The organism is Streptomyces sp. NPDC058741 (assembly GCF_042746715.1).
Classification (GTDB): Bacteria; Actinomycetota; Actinomycetes; order Streptomycetales; family Streptomycetaceae; genus Streptomyces.
This window is the reverse complement of sequence record NZ_JBHYQH010000014.1, coordinates 85,019-100,628: the sequence shown is the minus strand read 5'-3', so window position 1 is coordinate 100,628 and position 15,610 is coordinate 85,019. Positions and strand designations below refer to the sequence as shown.

Here is a 15,610-nt window from a genome sequence, read left to right as displayed (position 1 = left end):
GGACCCCGGGCACCGCTCCCACCTCCACCCCCCCCCGCTTCCCGTTCCGCCCTTTGCCCCCCGGCCCCGGGCGGGGGGCCGCCCCCCGGCCGGCCCCCCCTCGGTGTTCACGCCGCCTCGGCGCCCAGCTCGAACCAGACGGCCTTGCCCACTCCGTGCGGCCGGACCCCCCAGGCGTCCGCGAGGGACTGCACCAGGAAGAGCCCCCTGCCGTTCGTACCGTCGTCGGCGACCGACAGGCGCACGCGCGGTCTGCGGGCCACGAAGTCCCGCACCTCCACGTGCAGTCCGCGCGGCCCGACCGTGGCCGTCAGGACCGCGTCGTGGTCGGTGTGCACGATCGCATTGGTGACGAGTTCGCTGGTCAGCAACTCCGCGATGTCGGTGATGTCCGATCGCCCGGGCCTCCCCCAGTGCCCGAGCAGTTCCCGCAGCGCCTTGCGGGCCTCCGGCACGGCCCGCAGGTCCGCCCGCCCGAGTCTGCGCCTCAACCGAGGCTCCGCCGTCCGCTCCGTGAGGTCGTCGGTCCTGTCCTGCGCCGTCTGTGCCGGGAAGGCCTCCACCGTGATGGGACCGCCCCGTCGTGCCTGCCTCTCCATGTCCCCCGCCCGCGCGCCGATGTCGCTTCCCCTCCAGCTCGAACACGTTCAGGGGATGCATGCCCTCTGGCACACGCGCCAGTCATGCCGGATGGTCGACAACCGGTGTTCGGCCACGCGACCGGGGCGGATGGCACATGCTCGGCGGCCTCGAGCAGTGCCGCGGGCGCGGCAGGGGGACGAGAGGACGGCGGCGGGGCGTCCCGGGGCGGATCCTGACGGCCCGAGATCGGAGCACGGGCCGACGGCCGTGCGCCGATCCCGGCGTACGCCGTGAACGGCCGGGGCGGCCCAGTCGCGTCCCCGGCGGTGCGGTGAAGTTGGCCGGACCACGACGGCCTTTCGGGGACACCGACCGGTACGGGGCCGTCCTCCCCACCCCCGTGGCGGAGGACGGCCCCGTGAGCGCGCCATCAGTACAGCTTGTTGACGGCGGTGGTGGTCGTCTTCTTGAACGCGGCCACGGGCGCGTCGTCGAAGTCGCCCATCTGCCCCCACTCGACGACGGTGACGGTCTTGCCGTCGCGTCCGACGGACAGCAGGGAGATGTCGGTGGCGCCGTAGTCCGTCTCCGTGTGCAGACCCCGGACGCGGGCGCCCTCCTCGACGGGCAGCGTGCCGTAGTACCGGCCCTCGGCCCGGGTGTCCGGGGAGGAGTCCTCGATGCGGTCGGCACAGGTACGGATCCTGTCGTCCAGTGCCTTCGCCAGGGCCTTGGCCTTGGCGGTGGAGCCCGTGACGACGGTGACCTGCACTGCGCTGGTGTCCAGGTCGGTCCAGAACGCCCGGTGCCGGTAGTCGTCACCGGGCAGCCCCTCCGGGCCCAGGCAGGAGCCGCGTTCCTCCGGGAAGCCGGCGGTGACCGGACCGGCGGTCCAGGCGGAGAACGGGTGCGGCGGCAGCTGGGACGCCGACAGGAACGTGGGCTGGACGGCCTTCGGAGCGGCGCCCGCCGCAGGGGCGGTGAGGACCGTGCCGGCGGCGAGGGCCGCGGCGGTGAGCGCGGTGAGCGTGCCGGTCCGGATGCGCATGGGCATGGGTGTCCCCCCGTGGGTCAGTGCGTGGATGTCGGATACCGTCGCGGCGCGGGCCGGCCGGCCCGGGCCCGTCCGGTGCGACACCAAGAGCATCGGCGGTCTTGGCGGACGGGCGCAACGGCCCGCGCCCGATCGACGGGGGTGGAACCATCCCAGCCCCTCTGACGTGCAGGTACATGGGGTGCCTGGGATACCGTCCCGGGCCGGGTCGACGCAGGAGACGGGGGAACGGTGTCGGGACACGAGGACCTCGGCGACGTCGGGGAGTTCGCGGCGCTGCTGCGGTCGCTGAAGGACCGCACGGACCGCAGCTACGGCTCCCTGGCCCGCCGTCTGGCCATGAACACCTCGACCCTGCACCGCTACTGCGCCGGGGACGCGGTCCCCGTCGACTTCGCCCCCGTGGAACGCTTCGCGGCCCTCTGCGGCGCGACCGCCCAGGAGCGCCTGGAACTGCACCGCCGCTGGCTCCTGGCGGTGGCGTCCCGGCGAAGACCCCGAAGGGAGGCGGCCGAGGGCGCATCCGGCAAGGAGGCAGCCGAAACCACACCCGGCGACGAGGCGACCGAGGCCACGCCCGGCACGGAGACGGCCAAGACCACGCTCGGCAAGGAAGCCGCCGTGTCCACGCCGGATACGGAGGCCGCCGAAACCCCACCCGCCAACGAAGCCGCCGGGACCACGCCCCCCAAGACGGTGGTCGCCGTACCCCCGGGCACGGACGACGCGACTGCCGCAGGCCGGGGCGACGACGCCGCGTTCGCCCGCTCCCCGCGCCCGGCGCGCTCCTCGTACCGCCGCCGGCGGACAGCCGTGGGGCTGGCCGCCGCCTGTGCCGTGCTGGCGGCACTCGGGAGTCCGGCCGCGCTGCCCGACGGCCGGCGCGCCGCCGCCGACGGCCCTGCCCGTACGGCGGCCGGAGGCCCCGCGGCGACCGGCAGCCCGGAAGGCGGCGCACCCGCCCGGCGCTCCGCCTCTCCCTCCCCCACCCCGCGCGACTCCCGCACGTCCGAGCCGCCCTCGCCCTCGGCCACCACCCCGGGGAAGAAGGCCGCCCCCTCGGCCTCGGCCCGCACCAGCACCCCACCGGACCGCGGCCCGGCCGCCGCACCGCCCCTCACCTGGTCCGCCGACTCCCACGCCTGGAAGTACGGCTGCGGGCACGACTACGTGATCGCCGAACCGCCGGAACAGGTGCCGCCGCCCCCGGCCCCGCAGGACGCGGGCACCTGGGCGGCGACGCAGAGCGCGGTGCACGGGGGCGAGACGATCGTCCGGCTGTCGGTGCAGGGCCGGACCGACACGGCCGTCGTCCTGGAGGCGCTGCGCGTGCGCGTGGTGGGGCGTCAGACCCCCGCGGGGGGCAACGCCTACGCCATGGACCAGGGCTGCGGCGGCGCGCTCACCCCGCGCTCCTTCGACGTGGACCTGGACAAGGACCGCCCCCTCGCCCGCGCGGTCGCCGGGAGCGACGCCGGCACGCCGATCCCGGCGGTGAGCCTGCCGTACCGCGTCTCGGCGCGGGACCCCGAGGTGCTGCTGGTCACCGCCCGGACGCAGGGGTGCGACTGCCGCTGGTACCTGGAGCTGGACTGGTCCTCCCAGGGCCGCCGGGGCACGGTCCGGGTCGACGACGGCGGCAGCCCGTTCCGCACCAGCTCCCTCACGGGCCTGCCCCGGTACACGTACGACACCTCGGCACGCCGGTGGGCTCCGTCGGACTAGGGATCTCCTCCCGCGCGTCGGGGCCCTTCACCGCCCCCGTCGGCGACCGTCGTCTCACCGGCCGAAACGACGTGTGCATTCCCCTCACGTCCGGGAATCAAATTCAGGATTCGATCTCGGCAGGAGACGGGACGTCTGGTTGCGGGCCTGCCCACAGCGTCGCAGACTGTCATAAAGGGCATCTTACAGCCCCTCCAGATCCAGGTCAGGGCAGATTCGCCCGGACCTTTTCTCCAGGGAATTCTCCAGGCGATCTCTCTCGCCCCCGGCTCTGCGCTCGGCAGCGAGCCCCCGGCTCATGGGCCGCCGAAAAGCGGGGCGTCCACGCGTGGGCGGCACGCGAACAGGAGACATCATGGCGACCGCGACAAAGCCGTTCCGGGTCGGAAACTGGCTTCCTTCGGACCAGGAATTTCTCCGTCGATGGCTGGACGATCTCATCGATGAAGTCGAGACGACACGGGAAGCCCCACTCCTCCCCGTGATCGAGGATTTCGCCAGGCTCATCCGAGAAGACCCCGAAGTCCATATGCTCTTCTCTTTCATGCTTGAGCAGGTGCCGTACAAGGAGACGCCGACCAACGAGCCACAGGTCAAGACCGTCGAACAAATGCTGCGTCTTTTCAATCGCATCATGACGCACGCCCCGGAATACAACGAGAGTGGCCTCGTGGGTTTCCCCATCAACGCGATTCTCGACTGGGCGATGGGGACACATGCCGGATTCGCGGCCTTCTTGAACGACAAGGTCAACGCCCAGTTCAAGAAGATGCTCGACGAGTGGGCGGTCTTCCTGAGGTCCTCCGACTCGGCCGCCGTCCTGAACGAGAGTGACACGGGATGGTTCGGCAGGCCCGCGCTCACCCAGCACATGCCGCATTTCGCCGACACCTACGAGTGCGAGACGACGAAGCCGCACTTCGGGTTCAACTCCTGGGACGAGTTCTTCACACGCCGGTTCCGCCAGGGCGTACGGCCGGTGGCGGAACCCGATGACAGCCGCGTCATCACCAACGCCTGCGAGTCGGCCCCCTACCGCCTGAGCACCGATGTCAGGGACAAGGACCGCTTCTGGATCAAGGGACAGCCCTATTCCCTGATCCATATGCTCGCCAATGACCCGTGGACGGACCGGTTCACAGGCGGCACCGTCTACCAGGCTTTCCTCAGCGCATTCAGCTACCACCGCTGGCACAGCCCCGTCGCGGGACGCGTCGTCAAGGCATACGTCCAGGACGGGACGTACTACTCCGAGACCCCGGAGGAAGGGTACGACCCTTCCGGACCGAACGAGTCGCAGGGGTACATCACGGAGGTCGCCACCCGGGCGATGATTTTCATCGAGGCCGACGATCCCGCCATCGGGCTCATGTGCGTACTGCCCGTGGGCATGGCCGAAGTCTCCACGTGCGACATCAGCGTGTACGAGGGGCAGCACGTGAAGAAGGGTGACGAACTGGGCATGTTCCACTTCGGAGGCTCCACCCACTGCCTCATCTTCAGGCCGGAAGTGAACCTCGAGTTCGACTTCCATGGCCAGCTGCCGAGCATCGATGCCACCAATATTCCGGTCAACGCACACATCGCGAGAGTAGTGCCATGAAAAACTTCGCACGGCACCCTATGCGCCGGCCTGGTCCCGAAATGCTCACCCGCGCCTTCGAGCAGCAAACGGGTCTGCCCTTCACGCCCCCACCGGACGACGTCTACCAGAACCACCGGCCCTCTCCCGTGCGAGCCGTTCCGGAGTTCGCGCCCATGGGCGGTGTCCTGATCGCCTGTCCCGGCGTGGTCGCGCAGCCGAGTGATCACATACAGCTTCCTCCGACGAAGCCCCGGTCGTTCGGCATCCCCGACGAGCTGATCATCCGCATGCAGCAGATCGGCACCGGCAGGCCGGTGGAGATATTCGTCCTCTGCGACGATCCGGAGGAGCTGGCCACCTTGCGCGGCCGTCTGGCACGAAGTGCCCGCCAGTTCGATCTCCCGTTCGCACCGGAGCGGCTTCATCTGGTGCCGTGGGACACCGACACCTACTGGACCCGTGACTACGCGCCCTGGTGGGTGAAGAACGAGACGACCGGACACTTCGGAGTGGCGAAACACATCTACACGAGCCTGGGAGGCGGCGCGGTCGGCCTGGTCGAGGGTGCCGAACACGTCACGCCTCGTCAGGGACTCGGCATCTTCCGCCCGAACGACGACGCGGGGGCGGCCAAGTTCTCCGACTACCTGAACGCGCCGATTCGTTCCTGGGACGCCGCTCGCTGGCACAGCAAGCGGCTCGAGCAGATCCCTCCGCACAACTGGTACTGCACAGGCCTCCTGGAGGTCGGCGGCAATTACATGGTGACCGGGGACGGAGTCATCGCCTCCTCCTACCTGGTGGCCACGCAGAACGAACTGCCCGTGGCGCGGCGGGACCAGACGATGCACCCGAGCCAGGACGTGATCGCCCAGCGGATGGAGTACATCCTCGAGCAGTTCAACCGCTTCATGGGCATTCACACCTACCTCGTCTTCGCGGACCCGACCGGGACGTACATAGGGCACATCGACTGCTGGGGCAAGTTCCTGGCCCGGCGAAAGGTCCTGATCGCCAAGTCGCAGGACCCCAGGGTCGCGGAGAAACTCGACGCCATCGCCTCGCGGTTCGCCGGTGAGGGCTTCGAGGTGACGCGCGTCATGTGCCAGAACGTCTACATCCCCGGCGCGGAGACCCCGGCCACCACGGCCGCCTACGTCAACAGTCTCATCCTCAACGACCACGTCTACGTTCCGCTGGCCGGGTCGCCGCACGAGAAGCACGACGAGGCCGCCCTGGCCGCCTACGGTGAGGCTCTGCCGGAACACAGCGTCGTGGGCATCCAGCCCAGGCCGGAGACCCCGTGGCTGGGGACGGACGCGCTGCACTGCCGCACCCACGGCGTCCCACGCGAGGTGGTCGACGACTGGCTCCGTAGCCAGGTGCCCTGCTGAAGAGAAGGCCGACCCGGCCTGACGGAAGGTCCCCTCATGTGCACCAGCATCATGGCAGGGAAGCATGCGACCGAGGGCAACGTGCTGGTCCTGGCGAGGAACGAGGACTTCACCCGGCCCAACTGCGACAAGTACCTCGCCTTTCGGCGGGTGCCGCAGTACGCGGTCAGCGGTACGTCGTCCGTCCGGGACGGGACCTGGACCCTGGGCAACGGCCTGCGCGTCCCGGTGCCCGATGCCGTGATCCCCTACAGTGCCATGCCGGACGCGATCGGCGCGGCGGAGGCCACTCACGCGGTCGGCGACCACTACTTCTTCGAGGAGCGCGGGGTCAACGCGTGCAACGTGGCGGTGTCCGCGACCAATTCCATGGAGACGAACGAGCGGGCGAAAGCGGCTGATCCCTTCCAGCCGGCGGGTGTCGAGGAGTCGATCCTTCCGACTCTCGTCCTGCCGCAGGCGACCTCCGCCCGGCACGGGGTCGACCTCGTCGGCTCCTACGTCGAGACGTACGGGGCGAGCGAGGCGAACGGCCTCCTCATCGGCGATCCGGACGCGTGCTGGTACATCGAGATCGGTGCGGGCCACCACTGGATCGCGGTACGTGTGCCCGACGGGGCCTACATCGCCGTGGCCAACGACATGCGGGTGCACGACGTCGATCTGGATGCCGATTCCGTACGCCACTCGCCTGGTCTCTTCGAGTTCACGGAGAAGCACCGACTCCTCGACGCTCCCCGTCGCGCCTCCTTCAATTTCGCCAAGGCGTTCGGTGTGCTCGGCAACCCCTACAACGTGGACCGCGTCTGGCTGGCCCAGAGCAAGCTGACACCGTCACTCGTCCAGCCGGAGCGGCAGGTGCAGTACCCCCTGTTCCTGGCACCCGATCGGGAACTGGATGTATCCGACGTCATGCGCGTCCTTCGCGCCACCTACGACGGCACGGTGCTCGACGGCAGGGCCACCCGGCCGATCGGCTACGAGAAGACGGCGGAGAGCCACGTCATCGTCCTCGACCGGCGTCTGCCCCGGGAACTGACCGGGCTGATCTGGCAGGCCGTGAGCACACCTCTCGGATCCCCTTACCTGCCGCTCTACAGCGCCATGCGGCACGTCCCGGTGAGGTACGCCCGCGGCGGTGACACGTTCTCACCCGACTCCGCCTACTGGGCGTTCCTGGGAGCACACGCACTCGAGGCGCTCGTCGAACGGATCGGGGAGACGAAGAAGGAAGCGTGGTGGCGGGAGTTCGAGCGACGGCAGCTGGAGCGGGCACCACGGCTGAGAGCCATTCTCGGTGACGCCTACCGGACCGACCGGGAGACCGCGGTCGATCTGGCGGAGCGGTACAGCGCGGCCGTCGCCGCTCAGGCCCTCGACCTCGCCACCCGGGAATCCTCCGGACTCATGACCGAGATCGCCGCCCGCGACGCGGAGAAGCACGCCGTGGAGATGCGCACCCCGTCGTGACGGCGCCGGAGCCGGACCGGCTGGAGCCTACGGCCTGGGCACGTCGCGCAGAGGGGAGCGGACCATCTGCGGCATCCGCCCGGTCCGGCCGCCCGGCCGCGCCGCCCGGCACGACCTTGGACGCAGACAGGGCGAAGCCGGTCACCGTCTCCGCGTTGAACTTCGGGGGGGCGGACAGCGCGTCGGGATCGGTCACGACGTCGACGAGGGCCACCCTCACGCCTCCCAGACCGCGGCCAGCGTGCGGTCGTCCGCGTACCCCTTGACCCGGACCTGGGAGTCGGCGAGGAACGCGGCGAGGCCCGGCGGCTCGGGCCCGGACCACCGGTCGGCCAGATGGTCGCCCAGTTCCGGTTCGCCGCGCAGGGGGTCGGCGAGGCCGGCGCTGCACATCAGGAGCGTGTCACCCGGGCGGGCGATGGAGGTGCGGAACCGGAAGGGCTCGCGGGGCGGCTCCGGGGCCGGTTCGTAGGCGCTGGGCGGCGTCGGGACGCCCAGGTCCAGGGTGAGCCGGTCGCCGCCCGGGGACTCGGCGGGCGGCGACCCGAACCCGACGACGGCCCCGCCCTCGGCCTCGGCGACCCGCGGCTCGATGTCCTGCCACGCTCCCTCGCGCAGCCGGAACAGCCCACCCGGTCCGACGCCGAAGAACACCCGGGTGGGGCAGGCGGGGTCCCCGGACAGCAGCAGGCAGCGCAGGCTCGCCGCGTACTCCTCCGGTTCGACGCCCTGTTCGGCGGCGCTGGCGCGGAGTCTGCCGAGGCTGCGGTCGGTGAGGCGGTGCAGCCCGGACCTGAGGTCGCCGCGCCGGCCGCCTCGTATGTCGTCCACCAGCCGCGCGTGACTGCGCCCCACAGCCCGCCCGATCCACTGGCACGCCTCGGCCGCCGCCCGGTGCGCGCCCCGCGTGGCCCGGGCCCCGGTCGCCATCGCCACGAGCACCAGCGCGCGCTCCCCGGTCCCGAACCGCGCGGTCAGCAGCGAGTCCCGCCGGGGCTCCCCCCGGTACCGTGCGGAGTCCCCCCGCACGGACGCGGCGCGCAGGGTGCAGGCCCCGTACCGGGCCCCGTCGAGCACGGTGTCCGCGACGAGATCACCGAGCTCGTCCGGGTCGGCGGCGGGCAGCGCGGTGGGCTCGGCGTCATAGGTGGGGGGCCGGGCCCCGACGTGGCCGCGAACCCGGGGGGCGGGCGCGACCGGTTCGATCCGGGGGCCGGGGTCGTCGCCGTCGGGATCGGGATGGGGGGCGAAGGGAGGCGGTGGGGCGCGGAACCCGGTGGCCGACAGGGCGGTGGAGGGGGGCGGCGGGACGGGGGCGGGGGGTGAGGTGGGCCGTTGGTCGCCGGGATCGGCAGGGGCGGGTGGGGCGGCGTGGACGGGTGGGGCGGCGGGAGGCCGGGACACCCGAGGCTGAGCACCCGGATCCGGTGCGGTCCCCGGCGGGGCGACGGGAGGCGGCGGGTTGTCGTGAGCTCGCGATGACGGCGGCTGAACGACCGGACCCGGTGCGGCGGACGGCGGGCCGGCCGGGGCCGGAGGGGCGGTCCACGGCGTGCCGGGCGCCGGTGTCGTGGGCCGGGTGCCGGCGGGGGCGGGCCCGGTCGGCTGGGCCGAGGGCGGCTCCCCGGGGACGCCTGGCACGGCACCGTCTGCGGAACGCGGCCCGTCCGGCGCGTCGTCGGCCCCGGCCCGGGGCTCCGGGAGCACCGGCTGCGCGTCGGAGGGCCCCGCCGCCGACGCGTCCGGAGGGCTCAGCCACAGGTCGAGCCCGGAACCTCCGGCCGCCGAACCGGACGCGGGCCGCTGCTCCCCCGCCCCGTCGGATTCCTCCGGCTCGCCCACCGTGCCCGCCGCCGAGGCGAAGCGGTCGTCCAGGGAATCGGGGGCCGGTGCGGGGCCCGTGTCGCCGGTGGAGTCGTCGTACAACTGCCCCCACCACTCGTCCTCGTGACCGGTGGGCCTTCCCCCCTGCTGGCTCATGCCGTCATTGTCCACCCCACGAGCCAGATGAGAACGGGGCTTGTGGAAAACCGGCCCCGCACCCGCCGCGAACCGCGCGTGGAGTGAGCCGTGGAACGGCTGTGCGACATGGTGCCCGCCGGACCCGCCAGCCGGGCTGACCTGCGGGTCTCGACCGCGGCCACGCTGCTGACCTGCGTCTTCTTCCGTGTTCCGGCAGTCTGGTCAGATGGGAGTGTGGGACCTCCTGCTGGTCGGGCTGGTCATCCTGCTCGGCCTGTGCGGAGTGCTGCTGCCCGCGGTGCCCGGGTCATGGCTGGTGTGGGCCGCGGTCATGTGGTGGGCCCTGAAGGACCCGGAGCCCGTCGCCTGGTGGGTCCTGGTGGGCGCCACGGTCCTGCTGCTCGTCTCCCAGGGCGTGCGCTGGTCGCTGCCGCCGCGCCGGCTGCACGCGGACGGCTCGACGCACCGCATGCTGTTCTACGCCGGTGCCTGCTCCACCCTCGGTTTCGTCCTGGTGCCCGTCCTGGGAGCCATCCCGGGATTTCTGGCCGGCATCTACCTGTTCGAACGGCACCGCCTGGGCCGCCGTGCCGAGGCCCGGACCGCCCTGCGCACCGTGATGCGCGCGGGCGGCTCCGGCATCCTGGCCGAACTGTTCACCTGCCAGCTGATCGCCGCGGCCTGGGTGGGGGCGGTGTTCTGGGGCTGAGCCGGGCTGAGCCCCTCAGGCCGGCAGCACCCCTTCGTGGGTCAGCAGCCGCACCTTCCGGTCCAGTCCGCCCGCGTACCCCGTCAGGGTCCCGTCCGCCCCGATCACCCGGTGGCACGGCCGGACCACCAGCAGCGGATTCGCCCCGATCGCCCCGCCCACGGCCCGGACGGCCGCCCGGGGCGCCCCGACGCGCGCGGCGATCTCGCCGTACGTCACGGTCGAGCCGAAGGGGATGTCGTCCAGCGCGGCCCAGACCTTCTCGCGGAAGGCGGTGCCCTCGGCGTGCCACCGCAGCCGGAACTCCTTCAGGTCGCCGGCGAAGTACGCCGCGAGCTGCTCCTCGGCCGCGCGGAAGGGCCCGGGGTCGCGGCGCCAGTCGTCCCGCACCACGCGCCCGCCCTTCTGCCCGGGCACGGACACCGAGGTGAGCGCGCCCGTGGGTGCGGCGGTCAGGAGCAGGGGCCCCAGCGGGGAGCTCACACTGGTCCAGTAGGTCGGGTCGGTCATCACATCTCCCACTCCCCCGCTGCGCGCAGGTGGTTCAGAGCGTACGAGCGCCAGGGGCGCCAGCTGTCGGGGACGTCGAGGCCGGGCGGGGCCACGTCCGGGTCGCCGAGGGCACGGGTGCGGATCTCGGCGAGAGTACGGGCGTCCAGGCCGGGCACGGCCCGCAGGGCGTCGTGCGCGTCGTCCCGGTCGGCGCCCGGGTCCAGGCGTACGGCACCGTCGGCCAGGGCGGCGCTGAGCGCGCCGAGGGTGCCGCCCGGTTCGGCCCCGGCGAGGACGGACGGCTCGGGAAAGAGGTGGGTGAGGCTGCCGCAGGGGGTGTCGAGGGCCTTGCCGTAACGGAGTACCAGCCGTTCCGCCTCCGTGCGGTCGACCAGCGCACGCACGGCCAGTTCCTCCGGTTCCGCGGTGCCCGGGCAGCGCAGCCCGGGGCGGGCGGCGACCAGGGGCGCGAGCCGGGGGTCGGCGGCGAGGCGCTCGTCGACGGCGTAGGGATCGGCGTCGAGGTCGAACAGCCGCCGCAGCCGCTGCACGGCGGTGGTGAGGTCGCGGAGGTCGGTGAGGTGCAGCCGGGCGTCGAGCCAGCCGCCGGGGTGGGGGCCGTGTCCGGTGCGGGCGCTGCCGGGGCGTTCGCCGACGGCGGCGATGCCGGTGCCGTAGGGCAGACGGAGCGTGCGCCGGTACGTGCGCCCGCCGGGTGGGCCGCTGATCTCCTCGATGCCGGGGACGGCCTCGCGTTCCAGCAGGTCGAAGACGGGGCCGGCCATGTAGCGGCCGCGGTGGGCGAGCCGGAGCGGGATGCCGGCGTCCGGAGCGGGGATGCGCCGGCCCCGTCCGCCCTTCGGCGCGGCGGCGGCGCGCAGCGCGCTCGGGGTCGACGCGTAGACGGCCCGGATCGTGTCGTTGAACTGCCGCACGCTGGCGAAGCCCGAGGCGAACGCGATCTCGGTGACGGGCAGCCGGGTCGTCTGCAGCAGGACGCGCGCGGTGTGGGCCCGCTGGGCCCGGGCGAGTGCGACCGGCCCGGCCCCCAGCTCCGCGGTGAGCTGGCGCTGCACCTGCCGTGCGCTGTAGCCGAGGCGCTCGGCGAGTCCGGCGACGCCCTCCCGGTCGACCACGCCGTCGGCGATCAGCCGTACGGCCCGGCCCACCGCGTCCGCGCGGACGTTCCACTCGGCGGAGCCGGGCACGGCGTCCGGGCGGCACCGCCGGCAGGCCCGGAAGCCGGAGCCCTGCGCGGCGGCGGCCGTGGTGAAGAACCGGACGTTGGACCGCTTCGGGGTGACCGCGGGACAGCTCGGCCGGCAGTAGATGCCGGTCGTCTCGACAGCGAAGAAGAACACCCCGTCGAACCGTGCGTCGCGGCTGCGCACGGCCTCGTACCTGGTGTCCTCGTCCGTCTCGTGGTCTGTCACGCATCCAGTGTCCGACGCCGACGGGCGGGCCGCTGGCGGAAATCGGACACGACGCTCGGACGCGGCTGGACGCCACCACCGGACCCCCGGACCAGACGCCTGCCGAGGGCACGGCCCTCACTACGGCCAGGCCGGGCGCGGCGGCCCGGGAACCCGTGCCGCGCCCGCCCCGCCCCAAGCCGCTACGCGCGCCAGTGCGCCCCCCGCTTGGCCTCCATCGCCGCCTTTCCGATCGCTCCCTTCCGCTTCCACTCCCTGCGGATCTCCGCACGGAGGCGGGCGTCGGTCTTGGCGACGACGCGCTGGTTCTCCCGCATGAGCTTGCGATAGCTGTGCAGCCGTCGCTCCGGGAGGTCGCCGTCCTCGACGGCGGCCAGGACCGCGCAGCCCGGCTCGGCCTCGTGGGCGCAGTCGTGGAAGCGGCAGCGCTCGGCCAGCTCCTCGATCTCGGAGAACACCTGCCCGACTCCGGTCTCCGCGTCCCACAGGCCCACGCCCCGCAGTCCGGGCGTGTCGATGAGGACGCCCCCGCCGGGCAGGACGAGCAGGTTGCGGGTGGTCGTGGTGTGGCGGCCCTTGCCGTCGACGTCCCGGGTGGCCCGGACGGTCATGACGTCCTCGCCGAGCAGAGCGTTGGCGAGGGTCGACTTGCCCGCGCCGGACTGGCCGAGCAGCACGGAGGTGCCACCGCCGACGAGCGCCGCGACCACGTCGAGTCGGTCCCCGTCCAAGGCGCTGACCGGCACCACCGGCACGCCGGGCGCGCTGGTCTCCACGTCCTGGACGAGGTGGGCGCGGGTGGCGGCGTCGGGCACGAGGTCGGCCTTGGTGAGGACGACGACGGGCTGCGCGCCGGACTCCCAGGCGAGCGCGAGGAACCGCTCGACGCGGCCGAGATCGAGCTCCACTGCGAGGGAGACGGCGACGATCGCGTGGTCGACGTTGGCCGCGAGGATCTGGCCCTCGGACCGCTTGGAGGAGGTGGAGCGGACGAACGCGGTGCGGCGCGGCAGGTACGCGCGGACGTAGCGCGGGGTGCCGCCGGGTTCGACGGCGACCCAGTCGCCGGTGCAGACGACCCGCATCGGGTCGTGCGGGGTGACGAACGTGGTGTCGGCCCGCAGGACCCCGCCCGCGGTGGCGACGTCGCACTGACCGCGGTCGACCCGGACGACGCGTCCGGGCAGCAGTCCCTCGGTGGTGTGGGGGGTGAACGCCTCGGCCCACGCGTCGTCCCAGCCGTAGGGAGCGAGCGCGGAGGAGACGGAGGAAGCAGAACTGGAGGACAAGGGTGACCCTTTCCAAGGTCGGCCCCGGCGCGACGGTCGGTCGGATCAGCCGGCGGCCATGGAGGTGGACGTGATGATCTGGATGCGGGCAGCGCTCGTCGCAGTGACAGTCATCGGTCGACACCTCCTTGTCGCTCAGTTCTTCTTGCTCTTCTGCGCTTGGCAGAACGCCGTCACGGTATCCCGTCACGGCGTGGTCGCGTCAACCGCTTTTCGTGCAGGCGCGTCCGTTCAGCTCGAAGTCGTGGGGCGGTGTGTTCCTGCCGCGCCAGGAGGCGAGGAAGCCGAACGCCAGGTCGCCGCCCGCGGCGACGGACTTGTTGTAGTCGGCGGCGGTGGCGGTGACGCGCGAGCCGTCCTGGGAGACGGAGGCGTCCCACATCTGGCCGACCTGCTGGCCGTCCCGGAAGGAGAAGGACACGCGCCAGGAGTCGAGGGGTTCGGCGCTGGTGACGGTGACGGTGGCCTGGAAGCCGTCGGGCCACTGGTTGACCAGGTCGTAGGCGACCCGGCAGGCGGGGGTCTCGCTCCCCTCGGGCTCGTCCCGGTCGGCGGGCGAGGAGGTGCCCTGCGGTTCGGTGCGGCGGTTCCTGCCCTCGGACATGCCGGACTCCTCGGGCTTGCGGGGCTCCTTCGTGTCCCCGGAGGCGTGGCCGGCCGGCTTCGAGGTCGCGGGCGGCAGTGAAGGGGCGCCCGGCAGCGAGGGGTCGGGGTCGGTCACCGGCTGGCGGTCGGCCTCGCCGCGCGCCTTGAAGTCGCCGCCGGACCCGCCGGAGGGCATGAGCGTGACGCCCAGGGCCAGTGCGGAGACGAGAACGGCGGCCACGAGCAGCCCGTTGCGGGCGACGCGCGTCTTCTGCGCCCCGTCCTGTGCGTCTCCGGCCTCTGTTCCGGTCGCGCCGGGGCGGCCGGCGCCGAGCCGTACCTCGGCGGCGCGGCGGCGGCGCTCCAGATAGGCGAGTCCGCCCCAGCCGATCACCCCGCCGGCCAGCGCGCCCGGCAGCCCTCCGCCGTGCAGGCCCAGACAGGCGGCGGTCTCGGCGCACTGCACGCAGGTGGCGAGGTGCCGGGAGAGATCGCCGGGCGCGTCGGCGACCGAGGAGCGGGCGACGGCGTCCAGCAGCCGGGCGTAGCTGCGGCACCGCGTGTCCATCGGCGTGTCGAGGTGATTGCGGTGGCAGCGGTCCCGGAACAGGCTGCGCACCTGCTGGAGTTCCTCGTCGGCGGAGCCCGGGTCGAGGCCCAGCCGGCGGGCGACCAGGGACAGCGGCAGCGCCTCCACCTCGGCCAGCCACAGCAGTTCGGCGTCCGCCTGCTGCAGGTCGCGCAGACCGCGCAGCGCGAGCGGGCGCTGCAGGGGCGGTCCGGTGTAGCGTGCGGCCTTGTCCGAGTTGAGCCACAGCCGCAGATCCGGGTCGAGCTTGTGGCCCTGGCCCTGCTCCTCCCAGGCGGCGGCGGTGGTGCGTACGGCGGTCAGCAGCAGGGGGATGCGCGGCAGCCGGGCGGGGCGGCGGCCGGCTGCGCGGACCGGGCAGGCTTCGGCGTCGCGGATCTCGCGCATGCCGTGCGCGAACGCCTCGCGGCCCAGTTGTGCGGCGGCGGTGGAGCCGGAGGTGCACAGGTCGGCGTAGGCGAGGACCGCGTCCCAGCACTCGGAGAACAGCGCGGCCTCGGAGGCGTCCTGAGGGGTCGGCAGGTCGGGCATGAGTCTCCTGCATCCACAAGCGAGGTCAACTCACCATGACAACAATGGAGTTGGGGGAAACCTCGGGGCAGGGGACGAGCTTTTCACGTGACGAACACCACTGACAAGCCGGGTATTCGAATCCTGGGCTTCGGCTGTGGGGGGGGGCGGGGCCGGCCCGCCCCCCCCCCCCCGCCCCCCCGTTGACGTAAAACAATTGTGCCCACCCCC

The 15,610-nt window shown here is 72.7% G+C and carries 12 protein-coding genes; 5 read left to right on the top strand and 7 right to left on the bottom strand.

Going from position 1 to position 15,610, the window contains the following annotated elements:
• Nucleotides 1-107 precede the first annotated feature (107 nt).
• On the bottom strand, nucleotides 108-599 hold the full coding sequence (locus ACFW6P_RS14480; RefSeq protein ID WP_386347966.1) for an ATP-binding protein: 492 nt from the start codon (nucleotides 597-599) through the stop codon (nucleotides 108-110).
• Between the two features lie 413 nt (nucleotides 600-1,012).
• On the bottom strand, nucleotides 1,013-1,636 hold the full coding sequence (locus ACFW6P_RS14475; protein ID WP_386347963.1) for a hypothetical protein: 624 nt from the start codon (nucleotides 1,634-1,636) through the stop codon (nucleotides 1,013-1,015).
• 231 nt (nucleotides 1,637-1,867) lie between these two features.
• Here ACFW6P_RS14475 and ACFW6P_RS14470 point away from each other — a divergent pair, with 231 nt between their 5' ends.
• The 4 genes from ACFW6P_RS14470 to ACFW6P_RS14455 all read left to right on the top strand — a co-directional run bounded on the left by ACFW6P_RS14470 (nucleotide 1,868) and on the right by ACFW6P_RS14455 (nucleotide 7,810).
• On the top strand, nucleotides 1,868-3,361 hold the full coding sequence (locus tag ACFW6P_RS14470) for a helix-turn-helix domain-containing protein (RefSeq protein ID WP_386347960.1): 1,494 nt from the start codon (nucleotides 1,868-1,870) through the stop codon (nucleotides 3,359-3,361).
• Between the two features lie 355 nt (nucleotides 3,362-3,716).
• Nucleotides 3,717-4,964: a phosphatidylserine decarboxylase family protein gene (locus ACFW6P_RS14465; RefSeq protein ID WP_386423789.1), complete on the top strand. Its 1,248-nt coding sequence runs from the start codon at nucleotides 3,717-3,719 to the stop codon at nucleotides 4,962-4,964.
• Between the two features lie 41 nt (nucleotides 4,965-5,005).
• Nucleotides 5,006-6,340, top strand: coding sequence for an agmatine deiminase family protein (locus ACFW6P_RS14460; protein WP_386423787.1), 1,335 nt, complete (start codon nucleotides 5,006-5,008; stop codon nucleotides 6,338-6,340).
• A gap of 51 nt (nucleotides 6,341-6,391) precedes the next feature.
• Nucleotides 6,392-7,810 (top strand): C69 family dipeptidase, encoded by a 1,419-nt coding sequence (locus ACFW6P_RS14455; RefSeq protein WP_386423786.1) that lies wholly within the window; start codon nucleotides 6,392-6,394, stop codon nucleotides 7,808-7,810.
• Nucleotides 7,811-8,026: 216 nt separating this feature from the next.
• Here ACFW6P_RS14455 and ACFW6P_RS14450 read toward each other — a convergent pair whose 3' ends face one another.
• Nucleotides 8,027-9,790: a protein phosphatase 2C domain-containing protein gene (locus ACFW6P_RS14450; protein WP_386423784.1), complete on the bottom strand. Its 1,764-nt coding sequence runs from the start codon at nucleotides 9,788-9,790 to the stop codon at nucleotides 8,027-8,029.
• A 208-nt stretch (nucleotides 9,791-9,998) separates the two neighbouring features.
• Here ACFW6P_RS14450 and ACFW6P_RS14445 point away from each other — a divergent pair, with 208 nt between their 5' ends.
• Nucleotides 9,999-10,481, top strand: a complete 483-nt coding sequence (locus ACFW6P_RS14445; RefSeq protein WP_386347945.1) for a DUF456 domain-containing protein — start codon at nucleotides 9,999-10,001, stop codon at nucleotides 10,479-10,481.
• Nucleotides 10,482-10,496: 15 nt separating this feature from the next.
• Here ACFW6P_RS14445 and ACFW6P_RS14440 read toward each other — a convergent pair whose 3' ends face one another.
• The 4 genes from ACFW6P_RS14440 to ACFW6P_RS14425 all read right to left on the bottom strand — a co-directional run bounded on the left by ACFW6P_RS14440 (nucleotide 10,497) and on the right by ACFW6P_RS14425 (nucleotide 15,400).
• Nucleotides 10,497-10,991, bottom strand: a complete 495-nt coding sequence (locus tag ACFW6P_RS14440; protein WP_386347943.1) for a methylated-DNA--[protein]-cysteine S-methyltransferase — start codon at nucleotides 10,989-10,991, stop codon at nucleotides 10,497-10,499.
• Nucleotides 10,991-12,406 carry a bifunctional transcriptional activator/DNA repair enzyme AdaA gene (locus ACFW6P_RS14435; protein ID WP_386347940.1) on the bottom strand — a complete coding sequence of 472 codons (1,416 nt, stop codon included), beginning with the start codon at nucleotides 12,404-12,406 and terminating at the stop codon, nucleotides 10,991-10,993. Before ACFW6P_RS14435 ends, ACFW6P_RS14440 begins: the two co-directional genes overlap by 1 nt.
• A gap of 182 nt (nucleotides 12,407-12,588) precedes the next feature.
• Nucleotides 12,589-13,695, bottom strand: coding sequence for a ribosome small subunit-dependent GTPase A (gene rsgA / locus ACFW6P_RS14430; RefSeq protein WP_386347938.1), 1,107 nt, complete (start codon nucleotides 13,693-13,695; stop codon nucleotides 12,589-12,591).
• A gap of 202 nt (nucleotides 13,696-13,897) precedes the next feature.
• On the bottom strand, nucleotides 13,898-15,400 hold the full coding sequence (locus tag ACFW6P_RS14425) for a cellulose binding domain-containing protein (RefSeq protein ID WP_386347935.1): 1,503 nt from the start codon (nucleotides 15,398-15,400) through the stop codon (nucleotides 13,898-13,900).
• Nucleotides 15,401-15,610: the final 210 nt, after the last annotated feature.

Bases quoted from the DNA above. Each gene is read 5' to 3' on its own strand.
- ACFW6P_RS14480 (WP_386347966.1), bottom strand. From the start codon at position 599: ATGGAGAGGCAGGCACGACGGGGCGGTCCCATCACGGTGGAGGCCTTC.
- ACFW6P_RS14475 (WP_386347963.1), bottom strand. From the start codon at position 1,636: ATGCCCATGCGCATCCGGACCGGCACGCTCACCGCGCTCACCGCCGCG.
- ACFW6P_RS14465 (WP_386423789.1), top strand. From the start codon at position 3,717: ATGGCGACCGCGACAAAGCCGTTCCGGGTCGGAAACTGGCTTCCTTCG.
- ACFW6P_RS14460 (WP_386423787.1), top strand. From the start codon at position 5,006: ATGCTCACCCGCGCCTTCGAGCAGCAAACGGGTCTGCCCTTCACGCCC.
- ACFW6P_RS14455 (WP_386423786.1), top strand. From the start codon at position 6,392: ATGGCAGGGAAGCATGCGACCGAGGGCAACGTGCTGGTCCTGGCGAGG.
- ACFW6P_RS14450 (WP_386423784.1), bottom strand. From the start codon at position 9,790: ATGAGCCAGCAGGGGGGAAGGCCCACCGGTCACGAGGACGAGTGGTGG.
- ACFW6P_RS14445 (WP_386347945.1), top strand. From the start codon at position 9,999: ATGGGAGTGTGGGACCTCCTGCTGGTCGGGCTGGTCATCCTGCTCGGC.
- ACFW6P_RS14440 (WP_386347943.1), bottom strand. From the start codon at position 10,991: ATGACCGACCCGACCTACTGGACCAGTGTGAGCTCCCCGCTGGGGCCC.
- ACFW6P_RS14425 (WP_386347935.1), bottom strand. From the start codon at position 15,400: ATGCCCGACCTGCCGACCCCTCAGGACGCCTCCGAGGCCGCGCTGTTC.